General features: G+C 70.4%; 22 protein-coding genes and 1 pseudogene. 10 read left to right on the top strand and 13 right to left on the bottom strand.

The annotated features are described in order from the left end of the window. Window positions 1-12 precede the first annotated feature (12 nt). Window positions 13-273: an SCO4848 family membrane protein gene (locus tag ACFWDI_RS14650; protein ID WP_385303922.1), complete on the bottom strand. Its 261-nt coding sequence runs from the start codon at window positions 271-273 to the stop codon at window positions 13-15. A gap of 121 nt (window positions 274-394) precedes the next feature. Between ACFWDI_RS14650 and ACFWDI_RS14655 the strand changes: the two genes are divergently transcribed. Further along, window positions 395-1,603 carry a D-alanyl-D-alanine carboxypeptidase family protein gene (locus ACFWDI_RS14655; RefSeq protein ID WP_385303925.1) on the top strand — a complete coding sequence of 403 codons (1,209 nt, stop codon included), beginning with the start codon at window positions 395-397 and terminating at the stop codon, window positions 1,601-1,603. On the opposite strand, the gene ACFWDI_RS14660 is transcribed toward ACFWDI_RS14655, so the two are convergent. The 4 genes and pseudogenes from ACFWDI_RS14660 to ACFWDI_RS14675 all read right to left on the bottom strand — a co-directional run bounded on the left by ACFWDI_RS14660 (window position 1,572) and on the right by ACFWDI_RS14675 (window position 4,254). After that, window positions 1,572-2,537, bottom strand: a complete 966-nt coding sequence (locus ACFWDI_RS14660) for a YihY/virulence factor BrkB family protein (RefSeq protein ID WP_385303927.1) — start codon at window positions 2,535-2,537, stop codon at window positions 1,572-1,574. The genes ACFWDI_RS14655 and ACFWDI_RS14660 overlap by 32 nt on opposite strands. Next, window positions 2,525-2,617, bottom strand: a pseudogene (locus tag ACFWDI_RS14665) (GtrA family protein); the annotation flags it as partial. The gene ACFWDI_RS14660 and the pseudogene ACFWDI_RS14665, both read right to left, overlap by 13 nt. An 88-nt stretch (window positions 2,618-2,705) precedes the next feature. Then, window positions 2,706-3,647, bottom strand: a complete 942-nt coding sequence (locus tag ACFWDI_RS14670; protein WP_385303929.1) for a decaprenyl-phosphate phosphoribosyltransferase — start codon at window positions 3,645-3,647, stop codon at window positions 2,706-2,708. Continuing rightward, entirely contained in the window at window positions 3,640-4,254 is a 615-nt protein-coding gene (locus ACFWDI_RS14675; protein WP_385303932.1) for a phosphatase PAP2 family protein, read from the bottom strand. Before ACFWDI_RS14675 ends, ACFWDI_RS14670 begins: the two co-directional genes overlap by 8 nt. 157 nt (window positions 4,255-4,411) lie before the next feature. Here ACFWDI_RS14675 and ACFWDI_RS14680 point away from each other — a divergent pair, with 157 nt between their 5' ends. Both ACFWDI_RS14680 and ACFWDI_RS14685 read left to right on the top strand, forming a co-directional pair. Continuing rightward, window positions 4,412-5,764, top strand: coding sequence for an FAD-binding protein (locus tag ACFWDI_RS14680; protein ID WP_385303934.1), 1,353 nt, complete (start codon window positions 4,412-4,414; stop codon window positions 5,762-5,764). Between the two features lie 107 nt (window positions 5,765-5,871). Continuing rightward, window positions 5,872-6,627 carry a decaprenylphospho-beta-D-erythro-pentofuranosid-2-ulose 2-reductase gene (locus tag ACFWDI_RS14685; RefSeq protein ID WP_385303936.1) on the top strand — a complete coding sequence of 252 codons (756 nt, stop codon included), beginning with the start codon at window positions 5,872-5,874 and terminating at the stop codon, window positions 6,625-6,627. Between the two features lie 75 nt (window positions 6,628-6,702). Here the strand turns inward: ACFWDI_RS14685 and ACFWDI_RS14690 are convergent, their stop codons facing one another. Continuing rightward, entirely contained in the window at window positions 6,703-7,284 is a 582-nt protein-coding gene (locus tag ACFWDI_RS14690) for a 2'-5' RNA ligase family protein (RefSeq protein WP_385303938.1), read from the bottom strand. Between the two features lie 130 nt (window positions 7,285-7,414). Next, complete coding sequence (trpS, locus tag ACFWDI_RS14695) at window positions 7,415-8,437, bottom strand: tryptophan--tRNA ligase (protein WP_385303941.1); 1,023 nt, start codon at window positions 8,435-8,437, stop codon at window positions 7,415-7,417. 37 nt (window positions 8,438-8,474) lie between these two features. Here trpS and ACFWDI_RS14700 point away from each other — a divergent pair, with 37 nt between their 5' ends. The 3 genes from ACFWDI_RS14700 to ACFWDI_RS14710 all read left to right on the top strand — a co-directional run bounded on the left by ACFWDI_RS14700 (window position 8,475) and on the right by ACFWDI_RS14710 (window position 10,748). Continuing rightward, window positions 8,475-9,122, top strand: a complete 648-nt coding sequence (locus ACFWDI_RS14700) for an RNA polymerase sigma factor (RefSeq protein WP_385304098.1) — start codon at window positions 8,475-8,477, stop codon at window positions 9,120-9,122. Further along, on the top strand, window positions 9,115-9,912 hold the full coding sequence (locus tag ACFWDI_RS14705) for a hypothetical protein (RefSeq protein WP_385303943.1): 798 nt from the start codon (window positions 9,115-9,117) through the stop codon (window positions 9,910-9,912). The genes ACFWDI_RS14700 and ACFWDI_RS14705 overlap by 8 nt, the downstream gene beginning before the upstream one ends. A gap of 104 nt (window positions 9,913-10,016) precedes the next feature. After that, window positions 10,017-10,748: a hypothetical protein gene (locus tag ACFWDI_RS14710; RefSeq protein WP_385303945.1), complete on the top strand. Its 732-nt coding sequence runs from the start codon at window positions 10,017-10,019 to the stop codon at window positions 10,746-10,748. A 134-nt stretch (window positions 10,749-10,882) separates the two neighbouring features. Here the strand turns inward: ACFWDI_RS14710 and glyA are convergent, their stop codons facing one another. Then, on the bottom strand, window positions 10,883-12,151 hold the full coding sequence (gene glyA, locus ACFWDI_RS14715) for a serine hydroxymethyltransferase (RefSeq protein WP_362678568.1): 1,269 nt from the start codon (window positions 12,149-12,151) through the stop codon (window positions 10,883-10,885). 317 nt (window positions 12,152-12,468) lie between these two features. On the opposite strand from glyA, the gene rocD reads away from it, so the two are divergent. After that, window positions 12,469-13,674, top strand: coding sequence for an ornithine--oxo-acid transaminase (rocD, locus tag ACFWDI_RS14720; RefSeq protein ID WP_385303947.1), 1,206 nt, complete (start codon window positions 12,469-12,471; stop codon window positions 13,672-13,674). Window positions 13,675-13,738: 64 nt separating this feature from the next. Here rocD and ACFWDI_RS14725 read toward each other — a convergent pair whose 3' ends face one another. Both ACFWDI_RS14725 and ACFWDI_RS14730 read right to left on the bottom strand, forming a co-directional pair. Continuing rightward, complete coding sequence (locus ACFWDI_RS14725; RefSeq protein WP_385303949.1) at window positions 13,739-14,920, bottom strand: glutathionylspermidine synthase family protein; 1,182 nt, start codon at window positions 14,918-14,920, stop codon at window positions 13,739-13,741. An 18-nt stretch (window positions 14,921-14,938) separates the two neighbouring features. Beyond that, on the bottom strand, window positions 14,939-15,226 hold the full coding sequence (locus tag ACFWDI_RS14730) for a hypothetical protein (protein WP_385303951.1): 288 nt from the start codon (window positions 15,224-15,226) through the stop codon (window positions 14,939-14,941). Window positions 15,227-15,360: 134 nt separating this feature from the next. On the opposite strand from ACFWDI_RS14730, the gene ACFWDI_RS14735 reads away from it, so the two are divergent. Next, a complete protein-coding gene (locus tag ACFWDI_RS14735; RefSeq protein WP_385304100.1) occupies window positions 15,361-16,209 on the top strand; it encodes a hypothetical protein in 849 nt (282 codons plus the stop codon). A gap of 165 nt (window positions 16,210-16,374) precedes the next feature. On the opposite strand, the gene ACFWDI_RS14740 is transcribed toward ACFWDI_RS14735, so the two are convergent. Then, a complete protein-coding gene (locus tag ACFWDI_RS14740) occupies window positions 16,375-17,775 on the bottom strand; it encodes a PLP-dependent aminotransferase family protein (protein WP_385303953.1) in 1,401 nt (466 codons plus the stop codon). Window positions 17,776-17,822: 47 nt separating this feature from the next. Here ACFWDI_RS14740 and ACFWDI_RS14745 point away from each other — a divergent pair, with 47 nt between their 5' ends. Both ACFWDI_RS14745 and ACFWDI_RS14750 read left to right on the top strand, forming a co-directional pair. Beyond that, window positions 17,823-18,323, top strand: a complete 501-nt coding sequence (locus ACFWDI_RS14745) for a carboxymuconolactone decarboxylase family protein (protein ID WP_385303954.1) — start codon at window positions 17,823-17,825, stop codon at window positions 18,321-18,323. Between the two features lie 96 nt (window positions 18,324-18,419). Beyond that, window positions 18,420-19,187 carry an isocitrate lyase/phosphoenolpyruvate mutase family protein gene (locus ACFWDI_RS14750; RefSeq protein ID WP_385303956.1) on the top strand — a complete coding sequence of 256 codons (768 nt, stop codon included), beginning with the start codon at window positions 18,420-18,422 and terminating at the stop codon, window positions 19,185-19,187. Here ACFWDI_RS14750 and ACFWDI_RS14755 read toward each other — a convergent pair. Beyond that, window positions 19,184-19,546: a hypothetical protein gene (locus tag ACFWDI_RS14755; RefSeq protein ID WP_385303959.1), complete on the bottom strand. Its 363-nt coding sequence runs from the start codon at window positions 19,544-19,546 to the stop codon at window positions 19,184-19,186. The genes ACFWDI_RS14750 and ACFWDI_RS14755 overlap by 4 nt on opposite strands. 58 nt (window positions 19,547-19,604) lie before the next feature. After that, the gene (locus tag ACFWDI_RS14760; RefSeq protein ID WP_385303961.1) at window positions 19,605-20,558 is read right to left on the bottom strand and encodes a glycine betaine ABC transporter substrate-binding protein; all 954 of its coding nucleotides are present in this window, start codon (window positions 20,556-20,558) and stop codon (window positions 19,605-19,607) included. Window positions 20,559-20,575 lie beyond the last annotated feature (17 nt).

Below are 20,575 nucleotides of genomic sequence, written 5' to 3' on the forward strand. Positions count from 1 at the left end.
GGAAGCGCTCCTCTATTCCTTTTCCTTCTGCGCGCCCTCACGACGCAATGCGCGTACGCCACGCAACCCGATCACGCCGACGGCCGTCCCCAGGAGAAAGGACGTAATGGCGAGCAGCAGATGCACCCAGAAGTAGGTGGTCGGGTCACCCGCGTCGTCGAAGGCGAGTCCGCTGCCGTCCTTCCACAGGTTCTTGACGAAAGTGATCCAGATGAACCAGCTCCACACCCCGAATGCGAGCAGGAACCAGGAGACCGGGCGGCTGAGCTTCATGGACTCAGTATCGCGGCCGTCCTCCGACCGGGTTCCTCGGGGTGGGCTGTCCCGGCGTCACTCCCGGCGGGTCATCGGGATGATGAACATATTTTCCTCAACGCCATGTACGTTCTCGACCGTGTCTGCTCTGAAAAAGACCGCGCTGACGGTCACCGCCGCCGCGTTGCTCCCCGTTCTCACCATCACGCCCGCGTCCGCGGACACCGAGCACCGCACGGCAGACAAGAAACAGCCGATCCCCCCGGCCTCCATGTCCTCCGTCGGAGGCACCCAACTCGGCAAGCCCGGCACCCAGGTCAGCCTCGGCCCCGGCGCGCCCGTCCTGCCCAAGGATGTGAGCGGCCGGTCCTGGATCGTCGCGGACGCGGAGAGCGGCGATGTGCTGGCCTCGCACAACGCCCACTGGCGGCTGCCCCCGGCGTCCACTCTCAAGATGCTGTTCGCGGACACCGTGCTGCCCCGGCTGCCGAGGACCGAGATCCACACGGTGACCAACGCCGAGCTCGCGGACGTCGGCGAGGGCAGCAGCCTGGTCGGGGTCAAGGAGAACCTCACCTACTCCGTCCACGATCTGTGGCTCGGTGTCTTCCTCCGCTCCGGCAACGACGCTGTGCATGTGCTCTCGTCGATGAACGGCGGCGTGCCCAAGACCGTCATGGACATGCAGGAGCACGCCGAGGAACTGCAGGCGCTCGACACCCATGTCGTATCGCCCGACGGCTACGACGCCGACGGCCAGGTCTCCTCCGCGTACGACCTCACACTCATCGCCCGTAGCGGCATGCAGAAGAAGGACTTCCGCGAGTACTGCTCCACCGCGCACGCCGAATTCCCGGGCGCGCAGGCCGAGGGCAAGAAGCGCGAGACGTTCGAGATCCAGAACACCAACCGCCTGCTGACCGGCGACTACGGCATCTCTCCGTACAAGGGCATCGCGGGCGTCAAGAACGGCAACACCTCGCATGCGGGCGCGACCTTCACCGGTGTCGCCGAGCGCAACGGCAGAGTGCTGCTCGTCACCGTCATGAACCCGGACTCGGAGGAGAGCCAGGCCGTTTACAAGGAAGCGGGCCGGCTGCTCGACTGGGGCTTCGCCGCGGCCGGGAAGGTCAAGCCGGTCGGCGAGCTGGTCCCGCCGAAGTCCGCGGACACCCCGTCCGCCAACGACGCGAATACGGCCAACAACGGCGCTCCCGCGAAGTCGCACGCCGCCAGGAAGGGCGCCGGCGGCATCGGCACCGCGATCGCCATCACGGGCGGCGTGCTGGTGGTGGTGGCGGCCGGCGTGTTCCTGGTCAACCGCCGCTGGCCGCTGCGCCGCCGCTAGTCCCGCCGGCGGCATCGGTCGTACCGCTCCGCTCACCCGGCCCGCTGTGCGCACCCGACCCGTCCTGCTCACTCGGCCCGTCCTGCTCACTCCGCGTCGCTGTCCAGGCGGCGCAGAACAGCATCAGCTTCGCTGTGAAGTTGATCCACAGCAGCAGGGCGACCGGAACGCCGAAGGCCCCGTACATGCTCTTCGACGCGACGCCCTTCATATAGCTGCCGAGCAGCAGCTTGAGGAGTTCGAAGCCGACTGCGCCGATCAGTGCCGCCACGAGCAGACGGCGGCGCGGCGGCTCCACTCCCGGCAGCAGCGTCAGCATGTACAGCAGAATCAGGAAGTCGGCGACGACGCCGACCACGAGTGCCGCGATCTGCAGCAGTACGCCGCTGGCTCCGCCCTCGTCAATGCCGAGCCGGTCGGCGCTCCAGCCGACGGCGGTGGAGCCGAGCGCGGAGGCGGCGAACGAGGCGAGCGCGGTCGCGCCGAGCCCGAGCAGCACACCCGCGTCCTTCAGCCTGCGCAGGACGGGGTTGCCCTCCTCCTCGTCGTCCAGCTCCCAGACGGCGCGCAGACATTCCCGCAGTGAGCCGATCCAGCCGATCCCGGTGAAGAGCAGCAGCGCGCCCGCGACAAGCCCGACCGTGCCCGCGTTGGTGACCAGGGAGTTGAGGTCGAGCTGGTCCGAGATGCCGGGCACCTGCTCGCTGAGCTTGTTCTCCATCTCGGCCAGCTGCTCCTGGCCGAGCAGCGCGGCGCCGATCGCCGCGGCGACGGTGATCAGCGGGAAGAGCGCGAGAAAGCTGATGAAGGTGATCGCGGCGGCGAGTCGCGTCCAGTGCACCCGGTCGAGCGTCTCGTACGAACGCCAGGCGTGCGTACGCATCAGCCCGGCCACGAGCGGGCCGATGACGGGGAGCTTGGTCAGCCAGTCCATGTCGTACGCGTACCCTCCACACCGAATACCAGCGTCCGGGTTCCCCAGAATCGCAGGCAGGTGGCGAGGGCCATGCCGACGCGACGGTGCGTCCCGCGAGGAACGAGCGGGCCTTCGCGGTGAGCGGGGCCCGGCCGAAGGGGCCCGCGCAGCCGGACGAATGGCCGCTCACAGGTCGGCGACCGCCAGTCCGTACATCGCCGCCCACACCAGCCCGATGACGGCGAGCGCCGGATCGCGCAGCACGACGTCCTCAGGCGCGCCGGCCGTACCCCGGTCCGCGAAGACCGCGTACCGCAGCACCGCCAGGATGAACGCGATCATCGACAGCTGCCGCCAGGGCAGCAGCGCCCGGCCGGCCACGCCGCCGCTCTCCATCGCCCACAAGCAGTAGGCGAGCACGGCGACACCGGCCGCGAGCTGCCAGACGAAGCGCAGATATCCGGTCGTGTACTCGTTCAGCAGCGCCCGGGTCACGCCCTTGCCGCCCTCCATCTGCACCGCTTCCGAGTACCGCTTGGCCGCCACGATGAAGAGCGCGCCGAAGCCGGTAGTGATCAGGAACCACCGGGACAGGGGGATGCCGAGCGCGACCCCGCCGATCATCGCGCGCATCAGGAACCCGGTGGTGACGACGACCAGGTCGACGACGAGGACATGCTTGAGCCAGACGCAGTACGCGAGTTGCATCGACAGATACGCGGTGATCAGCGCGCCGGTCATGGGATTGCACAGCGTGACGGCGCCGCCGATCGCGGCGCAGGCGAGGAGTGCGCCGACGGTGTAGGCAAGGGCCGCCGGGACGTCCCCGGCGGCGACGGGCCGCCGGCATTTGACGGGGTGCGCGCGGTCGGCCTCGGCGTCCCGGGCGTCGTTGATCAGGTAGACGGCTGCCGCGGCCGCCGTGAAGACGGCGAAGACGATGGCCATGTGGACGGCGGTGTGCCGCGAGACCAGCTCTCCGGCGGCGGCGGGCGCGGCCATGACGAGCACGTTCTTGACCCACTGGCGCGGCCGGGCGGTCCTGATCAGGCCGACGGGCAGGCTCGCGGCCCGAGGTGGCGTGGGCCGCTCCTGCCGGTCCAGCAGCGCAGTGCCGCGCTCAGTCATCGCGCCCTCCTCCCGCCGCTCCTGTGGCCACTGCGGTGAGTTCCGCCGCTCCTGCGGCCACTGCGGTGAGTTCCGCCGCTCTCGCGAGGGGGCGCATCATCCAGGCCGCGCCCAGTCTCGCGGTGAGTCCGCCGAGCACGGCGCCCGCGGCGATGTCCGTCGGATAGTGGACGCCGGCGACCAGTCGGGACACGCACATCACGGCAGCCAGTGGCGGCGCCAGCCGACGGCCGGCGGGTCGCACCGCACCGAAGGCGACGGCGGCCGCGGCGGCCGATGTGGCGTGCGAGCTGGGAAAGGAGAGACGTCCCGTGGTGCGCACGAGGGGCTCGCGAGCCGGGAGTTCGGGTCGGGGGCGGCGTACCAGGCGCTTGAGGCTCATGCTCGCCAGATGGGCCGCGCCCACCAGGGTCGTGGCGCGCAGCCATACCCCGCGCCGCTCCCGGTCGGCCGCCGCGCCCGCGAGCCCGGCGACGAGCCAGAGCGCGCCGTGCTCGCCGGTGAAGGAGAGCGCGCGGGCGACCGCGGCCACGCGCGGCTCGCTGCCGCAGTCGCGCATCGCCGCCAGCAGCCGCCGGTCGACGGCCGCACAGTCGACGTATCCCATATGCCTCGCCACCCCTTCTCATGAGCCAGGGGCGACTCTTCTCGGCGAACGGCCCACTTTCACGCCCATCTTGTATGACACTCGTTTAATCACCCATTTCGGCGAGTCCAGGGATATACAGAGCAAATAGGTAATAAGCGGCTATACGGTCGAGGGCATGCTCAGTGCCGAGTTCGTGTCCGTCACCGGTTGGGGCCGGACCGCCCCGACGACCTCCCGTCTGCTGCGGCCCCGTACGCCCGCGGAGGCCGCGGCAGCGGTACGGATGTGCGGGGCGCGCGGCGGCATCGCCCGCGGGCTCGGCCGGGCGTACGGCGACGCGGCGCAGAACGCGGGCGGATCCGTACTCGACATGACCGCGCTGGACCGGATCCGTACCGTCGACACGGAGGCGGGCCTCGTCGTGTGCGACGCGGGCGTGAGCCTGCACCGGCTGATGGAGGTGCTCCTGCCGCTCGGCTGGTTCGTGCCGGTAACGCCGGGGACCCGCTATGTCACGGTGGGCGGCGCGATCGGCGCCGACATCCATGGCAAGAACCACCATGTCTCAGGATCCTTCTCCCGCCATGTACGGTCGCTGGAGCTGCTCACCGCCGACGGCGAGATCCAAGACGTCGTCCCCGGCACCGACCTCTTCAACGCGACAGCGGGCGGGATGGGACTGACCGGGGTGATCCTCTCGGCGACCGTCCAGCTCCATCCGGTCGAGACCTCGCTGATGTCCGTCGACACCGAACGGACCACGGACCTCGACGATCTGATGGCCAGGCTCACCGCCACCGATCATCGCCACCGGTACTCGGTCGCCTGGATCGACCTCCTCGCGCGCGGCCGTGCGCTGGGACGCTCGGTCCTTACCTACGGGGAGCACGCACCGCTGGACGCGCTTCCTCCGCGCGCCCGGCGCACGCCCCTCGCATTTCGCCCGGGACAGCTGCCGGCCGCCCCCGGCTTCGTACCGGGCGGCCTGCTGGGACGAGGCACCGTCGGGCTCTTCAACGCGCTCTGGTACCGCAAGGCGCCGCGGCAGCGGACCGGCGAGCTGCAGAAGATCTCGACCTTCTTCCATCCCCTGGACGGCGTCCCGCACTGGAACCGGATCTACGGGCGCGGCGGCTTCGTCCAGTACCAGTTCGTGGTCGGCCACGGGCAGGAGGAGGCGCTGCGCCGGATCGTGCGGCGCATCTCGCGGCGTGGCTGCCCCTCGTTCCTGGCGGTGCTGAAGCGGTTCGGCGAGGGCGACCCGGGCTGGCTGTCCTTCCCGATGCCCGGCTGGACGCTCGCTCTGGACATCCCGGCCGGGCTGCCGGGCCTCGGCGCGTTCCTGGACGAGCTGGACGAGGAGGTCGCGTCGGCGGGCGGCCGGGTCTATCTCGCGAAGGACTCCCGGCTGCGCCCGGAACTGCTCGCCGAGATGTACCCGCGACTGCCCGAATTCCGCGCGCTGCGGGCCGAGGCGGACCCGAGCGGCGTCTTCGTCTCGGATCTGTCGAGGCGCCTGGCCCTGTGACCCCCGGCTGCGGCAGCCTTCCGGCCCGTCCGGCGTCCAAGGCCCCGCGCCCGCCTGCCCGTCCCCCGCCCCCTGCCCTCTCCCTCCGACCTTGAGGAGCCCCTGTCATGAAGGACGCCTTCGGCACCCCGCAGTCCCTGCTCGTCCTCGGCGGCACGTCGGAGATCGGCCTGGCCACCGCCCGCAGGCTCATCGCCCGCCGCACCCGTACGGTCTGGCTGGCAGGCCGCCCCTCGCCCGCCCTGGAGACCGCCGCGGCCGAGCTGCGCACGCTCGGCGCGGCCGTGCACACCGTCGCCTTCGACGCCCTCGCCCCCGCCGCGCACGAGCCGGCACTGGGCAAGGTCTTCGCGGAGGGCGACATCGACATGGTGCTGCTCGCCTTCGGCGTCCTCGGCGACCAGGCGAACGACGAGGCCGAGCCCCTGGCGGCGGTCCGGGTCGCGCAGACCAATTTCACGGGGGCGGTCTCGGCCTCCCTGGTGTGCGCGGGCGCGCTGCAGGCCCAGGGGCACGGCTCGATCGTGGTGCTGTCGTCGGTCGCGGGCGAGCGGGCCCGCCGTGCCAACTTCATCTACGGCTCCAGCAAGGCCGGCCTGGACGCGTTCGCACAGGGTCTGGGTGACGCGCTGCACGGGACGGGGGTGCATGTGATGGTCGTACGCCCCGGATTCGTACGCACGAAGATGACGGCGGGGCTGGCCGAGGCACCGCTCGCCACCACGCCGGACGCAGTCGCCGCGGCCATCGAACAGGGGCTCCGGCGCAGGTCGGAGATGGTGTGGGTGCCGGGGGCGCTGCGTCTGGTGATGTCGGCGCTGCGGCATGTACCGAGGCCGGTCTTCCGCCGGCTGCCCGTCTGACGGCCTCGCGGGGCACGGACCACAGGGCAAGGGGCACGGGCCACGGTGGGCCGGACCGCCGGGCCGGACGTCGGGTCAGATGGTGGTGGCGGGCTCGTCGATCGGGGCACCCTGAGCCGGAACGGCCGCGACCCCGCCACCGAAGGCGTACGAGTTGAGCTTGCGCCACACGCCGTCCGCGCCCTGCTCGTACAGGGCGAAGGAGGCGCAGGTCCACGCCGCCTCGTAGTCCGAGAGCTCTTCGTAGGCCCGGTCCATCGCCTCATCGGCGATGCCGTGCGCCACGGTCACATGCGGGTGGTACGAGAACTGCAGCTCGCGCACGAGCGGCCCGGACGCGTCCCGCACCCGCTTCTGCAGCCAGGTGCAGGCCGCCGCGCCCTCGGCGACCTGGACGAAGACGACGGGCGAGAGCGGACGGAACGTCCCGGTGCCGGAGAGCCGCATCGGGAACGGCCGGCCGGAGCGTGCGACCTCGGCGAGATGCGCCTCGATCGCGGGCAGGGCGTCGGCCTCGACCTCGGTGGGCGGGAGGAGCGTGACGTGCGTGGGAATGCCGTGCGCGGCGGGATCCCCGAAGCCCGCGCGCCGCTCCTGGAGCAGGCTGCCGTAAGGCTCCGGGACCGCGATCGAAACGCCGAGCGTTACGGTCCCCACGTCGTTCTCCTCAGTCGTCGGTAGCTAGGTGTTGTGCAGCCGCCAGTGTGGCGGCTGCACCGTAGGTGTGGCCAGGGTCCTTGGACACAGTGCTGATTCAGTGATGACTCAGTACGGAATCAGTGTCCACTCAATGTTTGGCGGGAAGGAAGCCCACCTTGTCGTATGCGGCGGCCAGGGTCTCGGCGGCGACCGCGCGGGCCTTCTCCGCACCCTTGGCCAGGATGGAGTCAAGCGTCTCGGGGTCGTCCAGATATTCCTGCGTACGGCTCCGGAACGGTGTGACGAAGTCCACCATGATCTCGGCAAGATCGGTCTTGAGCGCACCGTACATCTTGCCCTCGTACTCCGCCTCGAGCTCGGCGACGGTCTTGCCGGTGAGGGTGGAGTGGATGGTGAGGAGGTTGGAGACGCCCGGCTTGTTCACGGGGTCGAACCGGATGACGGTGTCGGTGTCGGTGACCGCGCTCTTGACCTTCTTGGCGGTCACCTTGGGCTCGTCGAGCAGGTTGATCAGGCCCTTGGGCGTGGAGGCCGACTTGCTCATCTTGATCGACGGGTCCTGGAGGTCGTAGATCTTCGCGACCTCCTTGACGATGTGCGGCGCCGGGACGGTGAAGGTGTCGCCGAAGCGGGTGTTGAAACGCTCGGCGAGGTCACGGGTGAGCTCGATGTGCTGGCGCTGGTCCTCGCCGACCGGCACGGCGTTGGCCTGATAGAGCAGGATGTCCGCGACCTGCAGGATCGGATACGTGAAGAGGCCGACGGTGGCGCGGTCGGCGCCCTGCTTGGCGGACTTGTCCTTGAACTGCGTCATCCGGGAGGCCTCGCCGAAGCCGGTGAGGCAGTTCATGATCCAGCCGAGCTGGGCGTGCTCGGGGACATGGCTCTGGATGAAGAGGGTGCAGCGCTCGGGGTCGAGACCGGCGGCGAGCAGCTGGGCGGCGGCGAGCCGGGTGTTGGCACGCAGCTCGGCGGGGTCCTGCGGCATGGTGATCGCGTGCAGGTCCACGACCATGTAGAACGCGTCGTGGGTCTCTTGCAGCGCCACGTACTGGCGGATCGCACCGAGGTAGTTCCCGAGGTGGAACGAGCCTGCGGTGGGCTGGATACCGGAGAGCGCGCGGGGTCGATCAGAGGCCATGCTCATCATTCTCTCAGGTGTGGAACCGATCCCCGGCCGCCGGTGTATGAAAGGCGTGAGCAAGCGCGAGGGGACGCTGGAGGGGGGCCGCGCCGTCGAAGAGGGGGGCGGCATCGTCGTTGACGAGGCCGCGGTGATCTCACGGGTGCGCGCCGGAGAGCCGGAGGCGTACGCGGAGCTGGTGCGTGCCCATACGCATGTCGCGCTGAGGGCGGCTGTGGCCTTCGGGGCGGGTGCGGACGCGGAGGATGTGGTGCAGAGCGCCTTCCTCAAGGCGTACCAGTCGCTGGGGCGGTTCCGGGACGGCGCGGCCTTCCGTCCGTGGCTGCTGCGGATCGTGGTCAATGAGACGAGGAACACAGTGCGCTCCGCCGTGCGGCTGCGGGCGCTCGCCGGGCGGGAGGCGCTGCTGCTCGGCTCAGAGCCGCTGATACCGGAATCCGCGGACCCGGCGGTGGCAGCCGTGGCGCAGGAGCGGAGCGCGCTGCTGCGGGCGGCGCTGGACAGGCTGAGTGAGCAGCAGCGGCAGGTCGTCACCTACCGCTATCTGCTGGAGATGGACGAGGCGGAGACTGCCGAGGCGCTGGGCTGGCCGCGGGGCACGGTGAAGTCGAGGCTGAACCGCGCGCTGCGCAAGCTGGAGCGGCTCCTTCCGGGGCTTCTGCCGACGAAGGGAGGTGAGGAGCATGAGTGACGAGGATCGTCCTGGCGAGGAGCGCGAGGCCTTGCGTGAGGAGCTGCGAGGGCTGGGGCGCGGGAGCAGGATCCCGGACGTCGACGGCGAGACGATGGCGGAGCGGGTGCTGGCGCAGCTCCTCGCCGAGGCGGTGCCCGTGCCCGCCGTGCCCGGGCGGGCCGAGCGGTTCAGGCGCTGGACGCGCAGGCGGTGGCGGGCGCTGACAGTCACCCTCTCCGGGGTCGCGGTGGTGCTGGTGCTCACGCCTCCGGTGCGGGCGACGGTGGCGGACTGGTTCGGCTTCGGCGGGGTGGAAGTGCGATACGACCCGTCGACACCGCCACGGGCCGAGGGGCAGGTGCCGTGGTGCCACGCCCCGGTGCCCCCGGCGGAGGTGGAGCGCCGCGCCGGCTTCCGGATGCGGGTGCCGGGCGGGCTCGGCGAGCCGGACGCGGTCTCGGTGGCCATGGGGCCCGGGGGCCGGTCGGTCGTGAGTCTGTGCTGGAGCGAGGGGGGTCGGACGATACGGCTGGACGAGTTCCCGGCGAAGCTGGACCTCGGCTTCATCAAGGAGGCACGGCTCATGCCTGAGTGGGTGACGCTGAGCGGCGGGAGCGGCCTGTGGTTCGCCGAGCCGCATCTGCTGCGGTTCCGGCTGACCGGCGCCCAGGGCGACGGGTGGATCGAGGCCGAGCGCACGGCGGGTCCCACGCTGCTGTGGATGGCGGCGGACGAGCGGACGACGCTGCGGCTCGAAGGCATGGCATCGCTGCCGCGCGCCAAGGAGATCGCGGATTCCACGCCCTGAAGGCTGATCGTCCCGGAACGGGAACCTGGCGGGGGCGGGCGGTGTACAAGAGGTGACGCGGACGCGGTGCGGACGGTCCGAACCAGGCGTCGGCTGGGGGAAGTATGCGACTGCTTCGACGACTTGCCGCACTGGCGACGGTGCTCGCACTGACCTGGATCTTCGCCCCGAGTGCGGTGGCGGGAGGGCCGACGAGCGTACTGATCACCTCTCCGGAGAGCGGTGAGACGGCCTCGCTCTACTACTCCGACAAGGAGTACACGGCGCTGTTGGACCTGCTGGGGGCGGAGAAGGTGAAGGGTCGGAAGGAGCGGCCGCCGTCGCTGGACATGGCGGTGGGGACGCGGCAGGTCAATGTGACCTGGATGGTCCACGATGTGGCGCCGTGGCGCGTGGACCGGGTGTATCCGGGCGAGCGACCGGGCCTCGTCTGGATACACACCGCGACGGAGCCGACGCCGCAGCAGGGCTACTGGCACCAGGCGCGGAATCCGGCGGAGCTCACTCGCCTCTTCAAGAAGCTGGGCCTGATGGGCAAGAAGTCCGGCGGGAGCGGAGTCGCGATGTTCCCGCCCGCGTGGGGAGAGGAACAGGGCCAGGACCGGGGCGGAAGCTCCGAAGCCGCCGCTCCCCCGCAGGAGGAGCGGCGGCAGCCCGCGGCGGCGGCCGCCGGTGACGGCACCACGGATTGGTGGTGGGCGATATCGGGGCTCGCGGCCGGGGCGGTGCTGGCACTGGTACTGAGGCCGGTGGCCTCACGCCTGCCGCGCCCGCCGTTCGGGCGGGGCGGCGGCACGCCGGAGACCGGCCCCCGTCAGGAGCTGCTCGACAGCTAGAGCGTGTCCGGGCGAGCACGCCGGACAGGATTGCTTTCGAGCCTGTCCGGCGATTGAGGACGAACCGACTGCTGCCGGCCGGACCTGGCCGACCATCGCGGTCACCGGTCACCGGTGCTCACCGGGTGACCGCGCTAGGCGGACAGTCCGGGCGCCGGGAACGCGGCCATCAGCTCGGCGACCTCGGACCGGATGTCGCCCAGCGCGTCCTCGTCGCCCGTGCCGGCCGCGGTGACACCACGGTCGATCCAGTCGGCGACGGCGGCCATGTGCTGCGTACCGAGGCCGCGGGAGGTGAGGGAGGGGGTGCCGATGCGTACGCCGGAGGGGTCGAAGGGCTTCCTCGGGTCGTACGGGACGGTGTTGTAGTTGACGACGATCCCCGCTCGGTCGAGGGCCTTCGCCGCCACCTTGCCGGGCACGTCCTTGGGGGTGAGGTCCATCAGGATCAGGTGGTTGTCGGTGCCGCCGGAGACCAGGTCGAAGCCGCGGGCGAGCAGCTCCTCTGCAAGCGCCTTGGCGTTGGCGACGACCGACTGCGCATAGGTACGGAAGGAGGGCTGGGCCGCCTCGTGCAGGGCGACCGCGATGGCCGCGGTGGTCTGGTTGTGCGGGCCGCCCTGGAGTCCGGGGAAGACCGCCTTGTCGATCGCCTTGGCGTGCTCCTCGCGGGACATCAGCATCGCGCCGCGGGGCCCGCGCAGGGTCTTGTGGGTGGTTGTGGAGATCACGTCGGCGTGCGGCACGGGGGAGGGATGGGCGCCGCCCGCGATCAGGCCCGCGATATGCGCGACATCGGCGACCAGGACGGCGCCGGACTCGCGGGCGATCTCCGCGAAGGCGGCGAAGTCGATGGTGCGGGGCAGCGCGGTGCCACCGCAGAAGATGAGCTTCGGGCGCTCCTTGAGGGCGAGTTCGCGCACCTCGTCGAAGTCGATGAGGCCCGTGTCATGGCGTACGCCGTACTGGACGCCGCGGAACCATGTGCCGGTGGCGGAGACGCCCCAGCCGTGGGTGAGATGGCCGCCCATCGGCAGGGCCATGCCCATCACGGTGTCGCCGGGCTCGGCGAAGGCGAGATAGACGGCGAGGTTGGCAGGAGAGCCGGAGTAGGGCTGGACATTGGCGTGCTCAACGCCGAAGAGGGCCTTGGCGCGGGCGATGGCGAGCCGCTCGACCTGGTCGATGTTCTGCTGGCCCTCGTAGTAGCGGCGGCCGGGGTAGCCCTCGCTGTACTTGTTCTGCAGGACCGTGCCGGAGGCTTCCAGTACGGCCCGGGAGACATAGTTCTCGCTGGGGATCAGCCGGAGCGTCTCTGCCTGGAGCTGTTCCTCGGCGGCGACGAGGCCCGCCAGTTCCGGGTCGGTGGCGGAGAGTGCGGGGTGCGGCAGGGGAAGCGTCATGGTGTCCTCCGGGGCGATCCGTTGCTCGGTCGTGGTCCCGGGGTGCGGCTCGTGGGTCCCCTCGGCCTGAGACGAGGGGCGGGCAGCACCCGGATGGGATGTGTCCCGGAGTACCCAGGCGGGCGGCACCTCGTGTGATCTTCCGCGCGCGGTTCCCTCGAGGTCACTTCCCCGTACGCCAGTCGCCGTGCGTAATACCCAGCCTAGCGGCCACGCCCCACAGCAAGGTTTCTTAGTCCACCATGCGAGCGACGATAGAAACAGGGGCACCACCCCGCCCCACACCGGACGGCTTGTCTCTACTGAACGGAGATCCCGTGTCCACAACGGAGAGTGCCATTGCCTCGGCGGAGGCTCACAGCGCGCACAACTACCACCCTCTGCCCGTCGTCGTCGCCACGGCGGAGGGCGCCTGGATGACCGATGTCGAGGGGCGCCGCTACCTCGACATGCTCGCCGGGTACTCGGCGCTCAACTTCGGTCACGGAAACCGTCGTCTCATCGACGCCGCCAAGGCACAGCTGGAGAGAGTCACGCTCACCTCCCGTGCCTTCCATCACGACCGGTTCGCCGACTTCTGTACACAGCTCGCCGAGTTGTGCGGCATGGAGATGGTGCTGCCGATGAACACCGGGGCGGAGGCGGTGGAGACCGCCGTGAAGACCGCCCGGAAATGGGGCTACCGGGTCAAGGGCGTCCCGGACAACATGGCGAAGATCGTCGTCGCGGCCAACAACTTCCACGGCCGTACGACGACGGTGATCAGCTTCTCGACGGATCCGGAGGCACGGGCGGACTTCGGTCCCTACACCCCGGGCTTCGAGATCGTTCCGTACGGGGACCTGACCGCGATGAGCGCGGCGCTGACCGAGAACACCGTGGCCGTGCTGCTGGAGCCGATCCAGGGCGAGGCCGGGGTGCTGGTGCCGCCGGCCGGGTACCTCTCGAGGGTGCGGGAGCTGACCCGCGAGCGGAACATCCTCTTCATCGCGGACGAGATCCAGTCGGGCCTCGGGCGAACCGGCCGGACCTTCGCCTGCGAGCACGAGAACGTCGTGCCGGACATGTATGTGCTGGGCAAGGCGCTGGGCGGCGGCGTCGTTCCGGTGTCGGCGGTCGTCTCCTCCGCCGAGGTGCTCGGCGTCTACCGGCCCGGGGAGCACGGCTCGACCTTCGGCGGCAATCCGCTGGCCTGCGCGGTGGCTCTGGAGGTGATCGCGATGCTGCGCACAGGCGAGTTCCAGCAGCGCGCCACCGAGCTGGGCGACCATCTCCACCACGAGCTGGGCCTGTTGACGGGCGGCGGCGCGGTGGAGGCGGTGCGCGGCCGCGGGCTGTGGGCGGGTGTCGACATCGTGCCGAGCCACGGCACCGGCCGGGAGATCTCCGAGAAGATGATGGACCGCGGGGTCCTGGTCAAGGACACCCACGGCTCGACGATCCGGATCGCCCCGCCGCTGGTGATCAGCAAGGAGGACCTGGACTGGGGCCTGGACCAGCTCAGAGCCGTACTGGAGGGCTGAGCGGCCCGTTCGGGCCGTTCGCACCGTTCGCACCGTTCGGCCCGTTCGGACCGTTCGGACCGGGCTAGAGGATGACGTGGGGCAGGAAGCGGGCGTACTCGTCCGTGACCAGCCCCGCCGATTCCCGGATGCCGAGCCCCGCCGCCTCGTCCCCGACGACCCATGCGCCGAGCACCACGCGGTTGCCGTCGAAATCGGGCAGCGGGGCCAACTCCTGGTAACAGCACGGCTCATCGCGCAGTAGGGGCTCGGCACCCGGCTCGTGGATGGTGACTCCGGCGCCCTCACGGCCGAGCAGCGGCTTGGCCACGTAACCGCGCTCCGCGGCGAGTTCACGTGGCCCGTCGAGATAGGCCGGAAGCAGATTCGGGTGGCCCGGATTGAGCTCCCAGAGGATCGCCAGCAACGCCTTGTTGGAGAGCAGCATCTTCCATGCGGGCTCGATCCAGCAGGTGGTGCCGGTGCCGCCGCCGTTGTCCAGGGTGTCGAGGACGTACGGTCCGAAGCGGTCGGTGGCCAGCCACTCCCACGGATAGAGCTTGAAGCAGCTGCGGATGAAGCGCAGCCGGTCGTCCACGAAGCGACCGGACAGCCGGTCCCAGCCAATCCGTTCGACGGACAGTGCCTCGGTGGCGAGGCCGGCCTGCTCGGCGGTCTCGCGCAGATACGCGACCGTCATCAGGTCCTCGCCCAGCTCGTCGCCGTCGGAGTGGACGAAGTGCAGCGGCCCGGGCGGAAGCAGCGGCACTTGGCGCTTCCAGGCGTCGACGAGGCGTTCATGGAGGGAGTTCCACTGGTCGGCGCCGGGGAAGCGGTCCTCCATCCAGAACCACTGCGGGCTGGCGGCCTCGACCAGGGAGGTGGGGGTGTCGGCGTTGTACTCCAGCATCTTGGCCGGGCCGGTGCCGTCGTAGCGCAGGTCGAACCGGCCGTAGACGGAGGGGAGTTCATCCCGCCTCCGCCAGGACTCGGCTATCAGCGAGGCGAGTCTCGGGTCGGTGATGCCGAGGTCGGCGAACCGATCCTGCTCGACAATATGCGCAGCCGCGGCCAGGCACATGGCGTGCAGTTCCTCGACGACCTCTTCCAGCGCCTCGACCTCGGGCAGCGAGAATTCGTAGTACGCGCTCTCGTCCCAGTACGGACGCAGCGAGCCGTCCGGGTAGCGGGTGAGCGGGTAGACGAGGCCCTGTTCCTCGACGATCTGCTGCCAGCCGGGGCGGGGCTCGATGGTGTGACGCTTCATGCTCTGTATGCCCCGTACTCAGCCGCCGCCGGAGCTGGAGCCGCCGAAGCCGCCGCTGTCGACGGCAGTCCTGTCGAAGCTGCCACCCTCGGCCCGGCCACCGCTCACCCTGCCGCCGTAGTAGTACCTGCCGGAGCTGCTGTGTCCGTCGCTGTCGCCGTCGCACTTGTAGTCCGGCAGCACTTCGTAGGTCACCGGATCGACACACCGCTCGTCCGGCTCCGAGCTGCACGACGTCAGCGTCGCCGCGAGCACCCCCATGCCGCCGAGCACCACCGTGCTCGACCTCAGCCTGCGTCGTGCCATCAGCCGGTCGCCCCCGTTCGAATCAAGCCAGTAGATCGCCGGTCAGACTAGAGGGCCGCCCCGCGCGACTGTCAGCCCGGTCCACCAGCCCTCCTCATCTGTGGTTCATCTACAGTCGCTCTGTGCTCTTTGGGATGATCTGCGCACTCGGTTCCGCGGTCTGCTACGGCACGGCCTCCGTCCTCCAGGCCGTCGCCGCCCGCGCCGCTGAACCCGGCACCGGCTCCGGTGTCGACCCGGCGCTGCTGCTGCGGGCGCTGCGCCAGTGGCGCTATGTCGCCGGACTCGCCCTGGACGCCCTCGGCTTCGTCCTTCAGATCGTCGCGCTGCGCTCCATCCCCATCTACGCCGTCGGCGCGGCGCTCGCCGCCAGCCTCGCGGTCACCGCCGTGGTCGCCGCCCGCCTCCTCGATGTCCGTCTGAGCCGGACCGAATGGGCCGCGGTGGCCGTGGTCTGCGCGGGTCTGGCCATGCTGGGCCTCGCCTCGGGCGAGGAGGGCGACCGCGCCGGATCGCCCGCGCTGGCCTGGGCGATGCTCGGCGTCGCGCTCGCCGTACTCCTCGCCGGCGCGGTCGCGGGCCGCCTCCCCGACAAGGCGCGCGCCCTGGTCCTCGGCCTCGGCGCGGGCTTCGGCTTCGGGGTGGTCGAGGTCGCGGTCCGCCTGATCGACACGGTCTCCCTGCCCGAGGTCCTCACCAACCCGGCCCTGTACGCACTGCTGCTCGGCGGCGGCGCGGCGTTCCTGCTGCTCACCTCCGCCCTGCAGCGCGGCTCGGTGACGACGGCCACGGCGGGCATGGTGATCGGCGAGACGATCGGCCCGGCGCTGGTGGGCGTGGTGTGGCTCGGCGACCGGACCCGCGAGGGCCTGGCGTGGCTGGCAGTCACGGGGTTCGTGGTGGCGGTGGCGGGTGCGTTGGCTCTGGCACGGTTCGGCGAGCCGCCCGCGCCTTCGGAGGCACCCGAGGCTGCGGCCCCCTGAGCGGGGCTGTCCCCCCTACCCGCCCCTTCCCCGTAACTGGGGACAAGCCCCCGGGCCCCCGTATGCGACCTTCGGCCGCATGTCCTCAAACGCCGGACGGGCTTGATTTCAAGCCCCGCCGGCGATTGAGGCGCGGGGGTCCGGGGGCCGAGCCCCAGGTGCGTCTCACGGCAGCGCCCGGCACAGCGCGTCCAGTGCCCCCGCCCAGCGGCTGTCCGCCGGCGTCGCATACCCCACCACCAGCGCGTCCCTCCCCGTCGGCGCGTCCTTGTGGCGGAAGCGCGAGACGCCCTCCACCGCCAGGCCCTGCCACGCCGCCGCATGGATCACGGAGCCCTCCGTGCCCGGCGGCAGTTCGAGCACCGCGTGCAGCCCGGCGGCGATGCCGCTGACCCGGATGTCCGGCGCGCGCTCCGCCAGCGCCCGGACGAGCTGGTCGCGCCTTCTGCGGTAGCGCAGCCGCATTCCCCGTACATGACGGTCGTACGCGCCCGAGGCGATGAACTCCGCGAGCGTCAGTTGGTCCAGCGCACTCGACACCCAGTCGACGGACCCCTTCGCCTCGATGACCTCCCCGACCAGTTCCTCGGGCAGCACCATCCAGGCGAGCCGCAGTCCCGGCGCCAGCGATTTGCTCGCCGTGCCCATATAGACCACCCGCTCCGGGTCCAGGCCCTGGAGCGCGCCCACCGGCTGCCGGTCGTAGCGGAACTCCCCGTCGTAGTCGTCCTCCAGGATCAGCCCGCCCGACCCGCGCGCCCAGTCGACCGCGGCCGCGCGCCGGTCGGGGTGGAGCGGAACCCCCATCGGGAACTGGTGCGCGGGCGTCATCAGCACGGCGCCCACCCCGCGCAGCGCAGCCAACTCACCCGTCTGCGAACCCAGTTCGTCGAAGGGCAGCGCAGGCGTTCGCAGACCCGTCTCGGTCAGCAGGTTCCAGTGCACATCGAGCCCGTACGACTCGACGGCGACCTCCCGCACCCGCCGCTGTCTCAGTACCTTCCCCATCAGCATCAGCCCGTGTACGAAGCCGGAGCAGATGACGATGCGCTCGGGGTCCGCGTACACACCGCGCGCCCGTGCCAGATAGTCGGCCAGTACCGTCCGCAGCTCGATGCGCCCGCGTGAATCGCCGTATCCGAAGGCCTCATGGGGCGCGGCGGTCAGCGCCCGGCGAGCCGCCTTCAACCACTCCGCGCGCGGAAAGGAGGCCAGGTCGGGGGTGCCGGCATGCAAGCTGTAGGTGGGCCGGCGGTGGGGCGGCCGGGCTCTGACCACGCCCGCCTGCGGTTTCCTCGGCACGGCTCGTCTGGCCACCCGCGTCCCCGAGCCCTGCTGCGCCGTGAGCCACCCTTCGGCGACCAGCTCCCCGTACGCGTCGGCGACGGTATTACGGGCGATGCCCAGGTCGACGGCGAGCGAGCGCGAGGACGGCAGCCTCGTCCCGGGCGCCAGCCGCCCGGTGCGCACGGCCTCCCGCAACGCGTCCATCAGGCCCGATCGCAGCCCGGAGCCGCGCAGCTCGACATGCAGATCGGCACCGAAAGTGGCCCAGGAATCCGTCATGGAAGTGGACCATACTCCTGTGCCACCAGCCGCGTACCGTCGTCACCATGACGACGAACAGGAACACGTCCTACGCCCATGAGCACACCCCCCGGCTCGAGATCGGACAGCTCGCCCCCGAGGTCTACAAGGCCATGGTCAAGCTGGACGCGGCCGCCCGGCAGGGCGTCGACCCGGTCCTCCTCGAGCTGGTGAGGATCCGCGCCTCGCAGATCAACCACTGCGCCTTCTGCCTCGATATGCACACCAAGGACGCGCTCGCGGCGGGCGAGTCGGCGGAGCGGATCATCCAGCTCAGCGCCTGGGAGGAGTCGCGGCACTTCTACACCGAGAAGGAGATCGCGGCGATCGAGCTGACGGAGGCCGTGACCGTCCTGACCGACGGCTTTGTGACGGACGAGGTGTACGAGAACGCCGCGAAGCATTTCGACGAGAAGGAGCTGGCCCAGCTGATCTCCGCGATCACGGTCATCAACGCCTGGAACCGCATCGGCGTGTCGACCCGCATGGTCCCCGGCCACTACACGCCCGGCCAGTTCAAGCACTGAACGCCGCCCACTGCCCCGGGAGATCCGGGAGAACCGGACTATCCGGGGGATCCAGAAGGTCCAGGAGATCCAGAAGGTCCAGGAGGTCCAGAAGAAATGACCGTGACCGTCTTCCGCGCCCTGCACCACGGCCGTTCGCCCGGCGATCCCTTGGTCCTGCCCGGCCCCTGGGACGCGGCCAGTGCCCGCGCCTTCGCGGACGCGGGCTTCCCGGCGCTGGCCACCCCGAGCGCCGGTGTCGCGGCCGCACTCGGATACGAGGACGGGCAGACGCCCGCGGACGAGATGTTCGCGGCCGTCACCCGTATCGCCCGCTCGGTGGACGTCCCCGTCTCCGCGGACGTCGAAGCCGGCTACGGCCTGTCCCCGAAGGAACTGGTGGCCCGGATCCTCGACACCGGCGCGGTCGGCTGCAACCTGGAGGACTCCGACTCGGCCACGAAAGCGCTCAAGGACCCGCAGCGGCACGCGGACTGGCTGGCGGAGGTACGGGCGGAGGCGGGCGACCGGCTGTTCATCAACGCCCGGGTCGACTCGTTCCTGCGCGGCGTGAGCGACCCCGCGCAGGCGATCACCCGGGCGCGGCTCTATGTCGCGGCCGGGGCGGACTGTGTCTATCCGTTCGCCGTACCGCCGGAGCAACTCCCGTTGCTGCGCGAGGAGATCGAAGGCCCGATCAATGTCGCGCCGCTGCCGGGCAGTCCGAGCGTCGCGGAGCTGGGCCGCCTCGGCGCGACCCGGATCACCTTCGGGCCCGGTCTGCACAGGAAGGCGATGGCGGCGGTACGGACCATCGCCGAGAGCCTGCGCGCGGACCGCACACAGGGCCCACAGGGCACAGGGCGCACAGAGCCCGCGGACTAACCGGCCTGGTCCGCCAGGCCGGTCCGACCGGCTCCGGGCCTGGTCGCCTCCGCGTCCTTCGCCAGGGTCAGCGCCGAGTAAAGACTCAGCTGCCGCTCGGCCTGGCGCAGCGCCTTGATCGCCGTGATCGAGTCGGCCGGCCCTTCGATGCCCGCCGCGGCCAGATGCCCGCGCACCCAGCGACCGCGCAGCTCGGCGTCCGAGGCGGCCGCGGCCTCGGCGACGAGGGCGGCCGCCCGCTCGAGGCCCGGGCGCTCCTCGGGCGTGGCAGTGTCCAACGCGGCGCGGACGGCATCGGCGATGCCGTCCGCGTCACGCAGTACGAGAACGTTGAGTTCTTGCTTCCGGAGTCCGAACATGTATGGATCTTCGGTCGCAGGACCCCTTCCCCTCAAGAGAGTTGAGGGGTTTCTGAGGCTACTTCTTCGGGAGCCAGGCCTTCCACGTCGACTCGTTCGCCTTGACCCACTTCTCGGCCGCCGCCTCCGGCGACATCTTCTCGCCGGCGATCATCAGCGCGACCTCGTTCTGCTGCGCGGTCGTCCACTTGAAGTTCCTCAGGAACTCCGCAGCCTCGCCGCCGTTCTTGGCGAAGTCGGCGTTGAAGTACTTCTGCAGCGGCGTGTTCGGGTAGGCGCAGGCGATCTTCTTCGGGTCCGCGTCACAACCCGCCTTGTACTCCGGCAGCTTGACCTCGACCATGTCGATCTGGGCGTTCAGCCACTGCGGGGTCCACCAGTACGTCAGGAAGGGCTTCTTCTCCTTGGCGTACTTCTTCATCGCGGTGATCTGCGCGGCCTCGGAGCCCGAGTAGGTGGTCTTGAGGTCCAGCTTCAGGTTCTTGATGAGTGCGTCGTCGTTGGTGACGTAGTCCGGCGACCCCTCGAGGATCTCGCCCTTGCCACCGCTCTCCGCGGTCTTGAAGTCCTCGGCGTACTTGTTGAGGTTCTTGGCGTCCGTGACATCGGGGTTCTTGTCCGCGTAGTACTTCGGCACGAACCAGCCGATGTGACCGGTGACGCCGAGGTCGCCGCCCTTGACGACGGTCTTCTTCGTCGCGACGTACTGCTTCTCCTCCTTGGGGTGACCCCAGTCCTCCATGATCGCGTCGATGTCGCCCTTGGAGAGCGCGTCCCAGGCGAGTACCTCGCCCATCTGCTGGGTCTTGACGGTGTAGCCCAGCTCCTTCTTCAGGATGTAACCGGCGACGGCAGTGTTGGCCTGGGCGCCGACCCAGGACGGGACGGTCAGCGTCACGGACTTCTTGCCGCCCACCGCGTCCTTCTTGCCGGTGTCGGCAGCGCCGCACGCGCTGAGAGTGAGGATTCCGAGGGCACTGACAACAGCGGTGGTGGTACGGAGGGTGCGCATGGTGCTCCTGTGCATGG

It is taken from the genome of Streptomyces sp. NPDC060064, from assembly GCF_042736455.1.
In the GTDB taxonomy this organism is placed as follows: Bacteria; Actinomycetota; Actinomycetes; order Streptomycetales; family Streptomycetaceae; genus Streptomyces.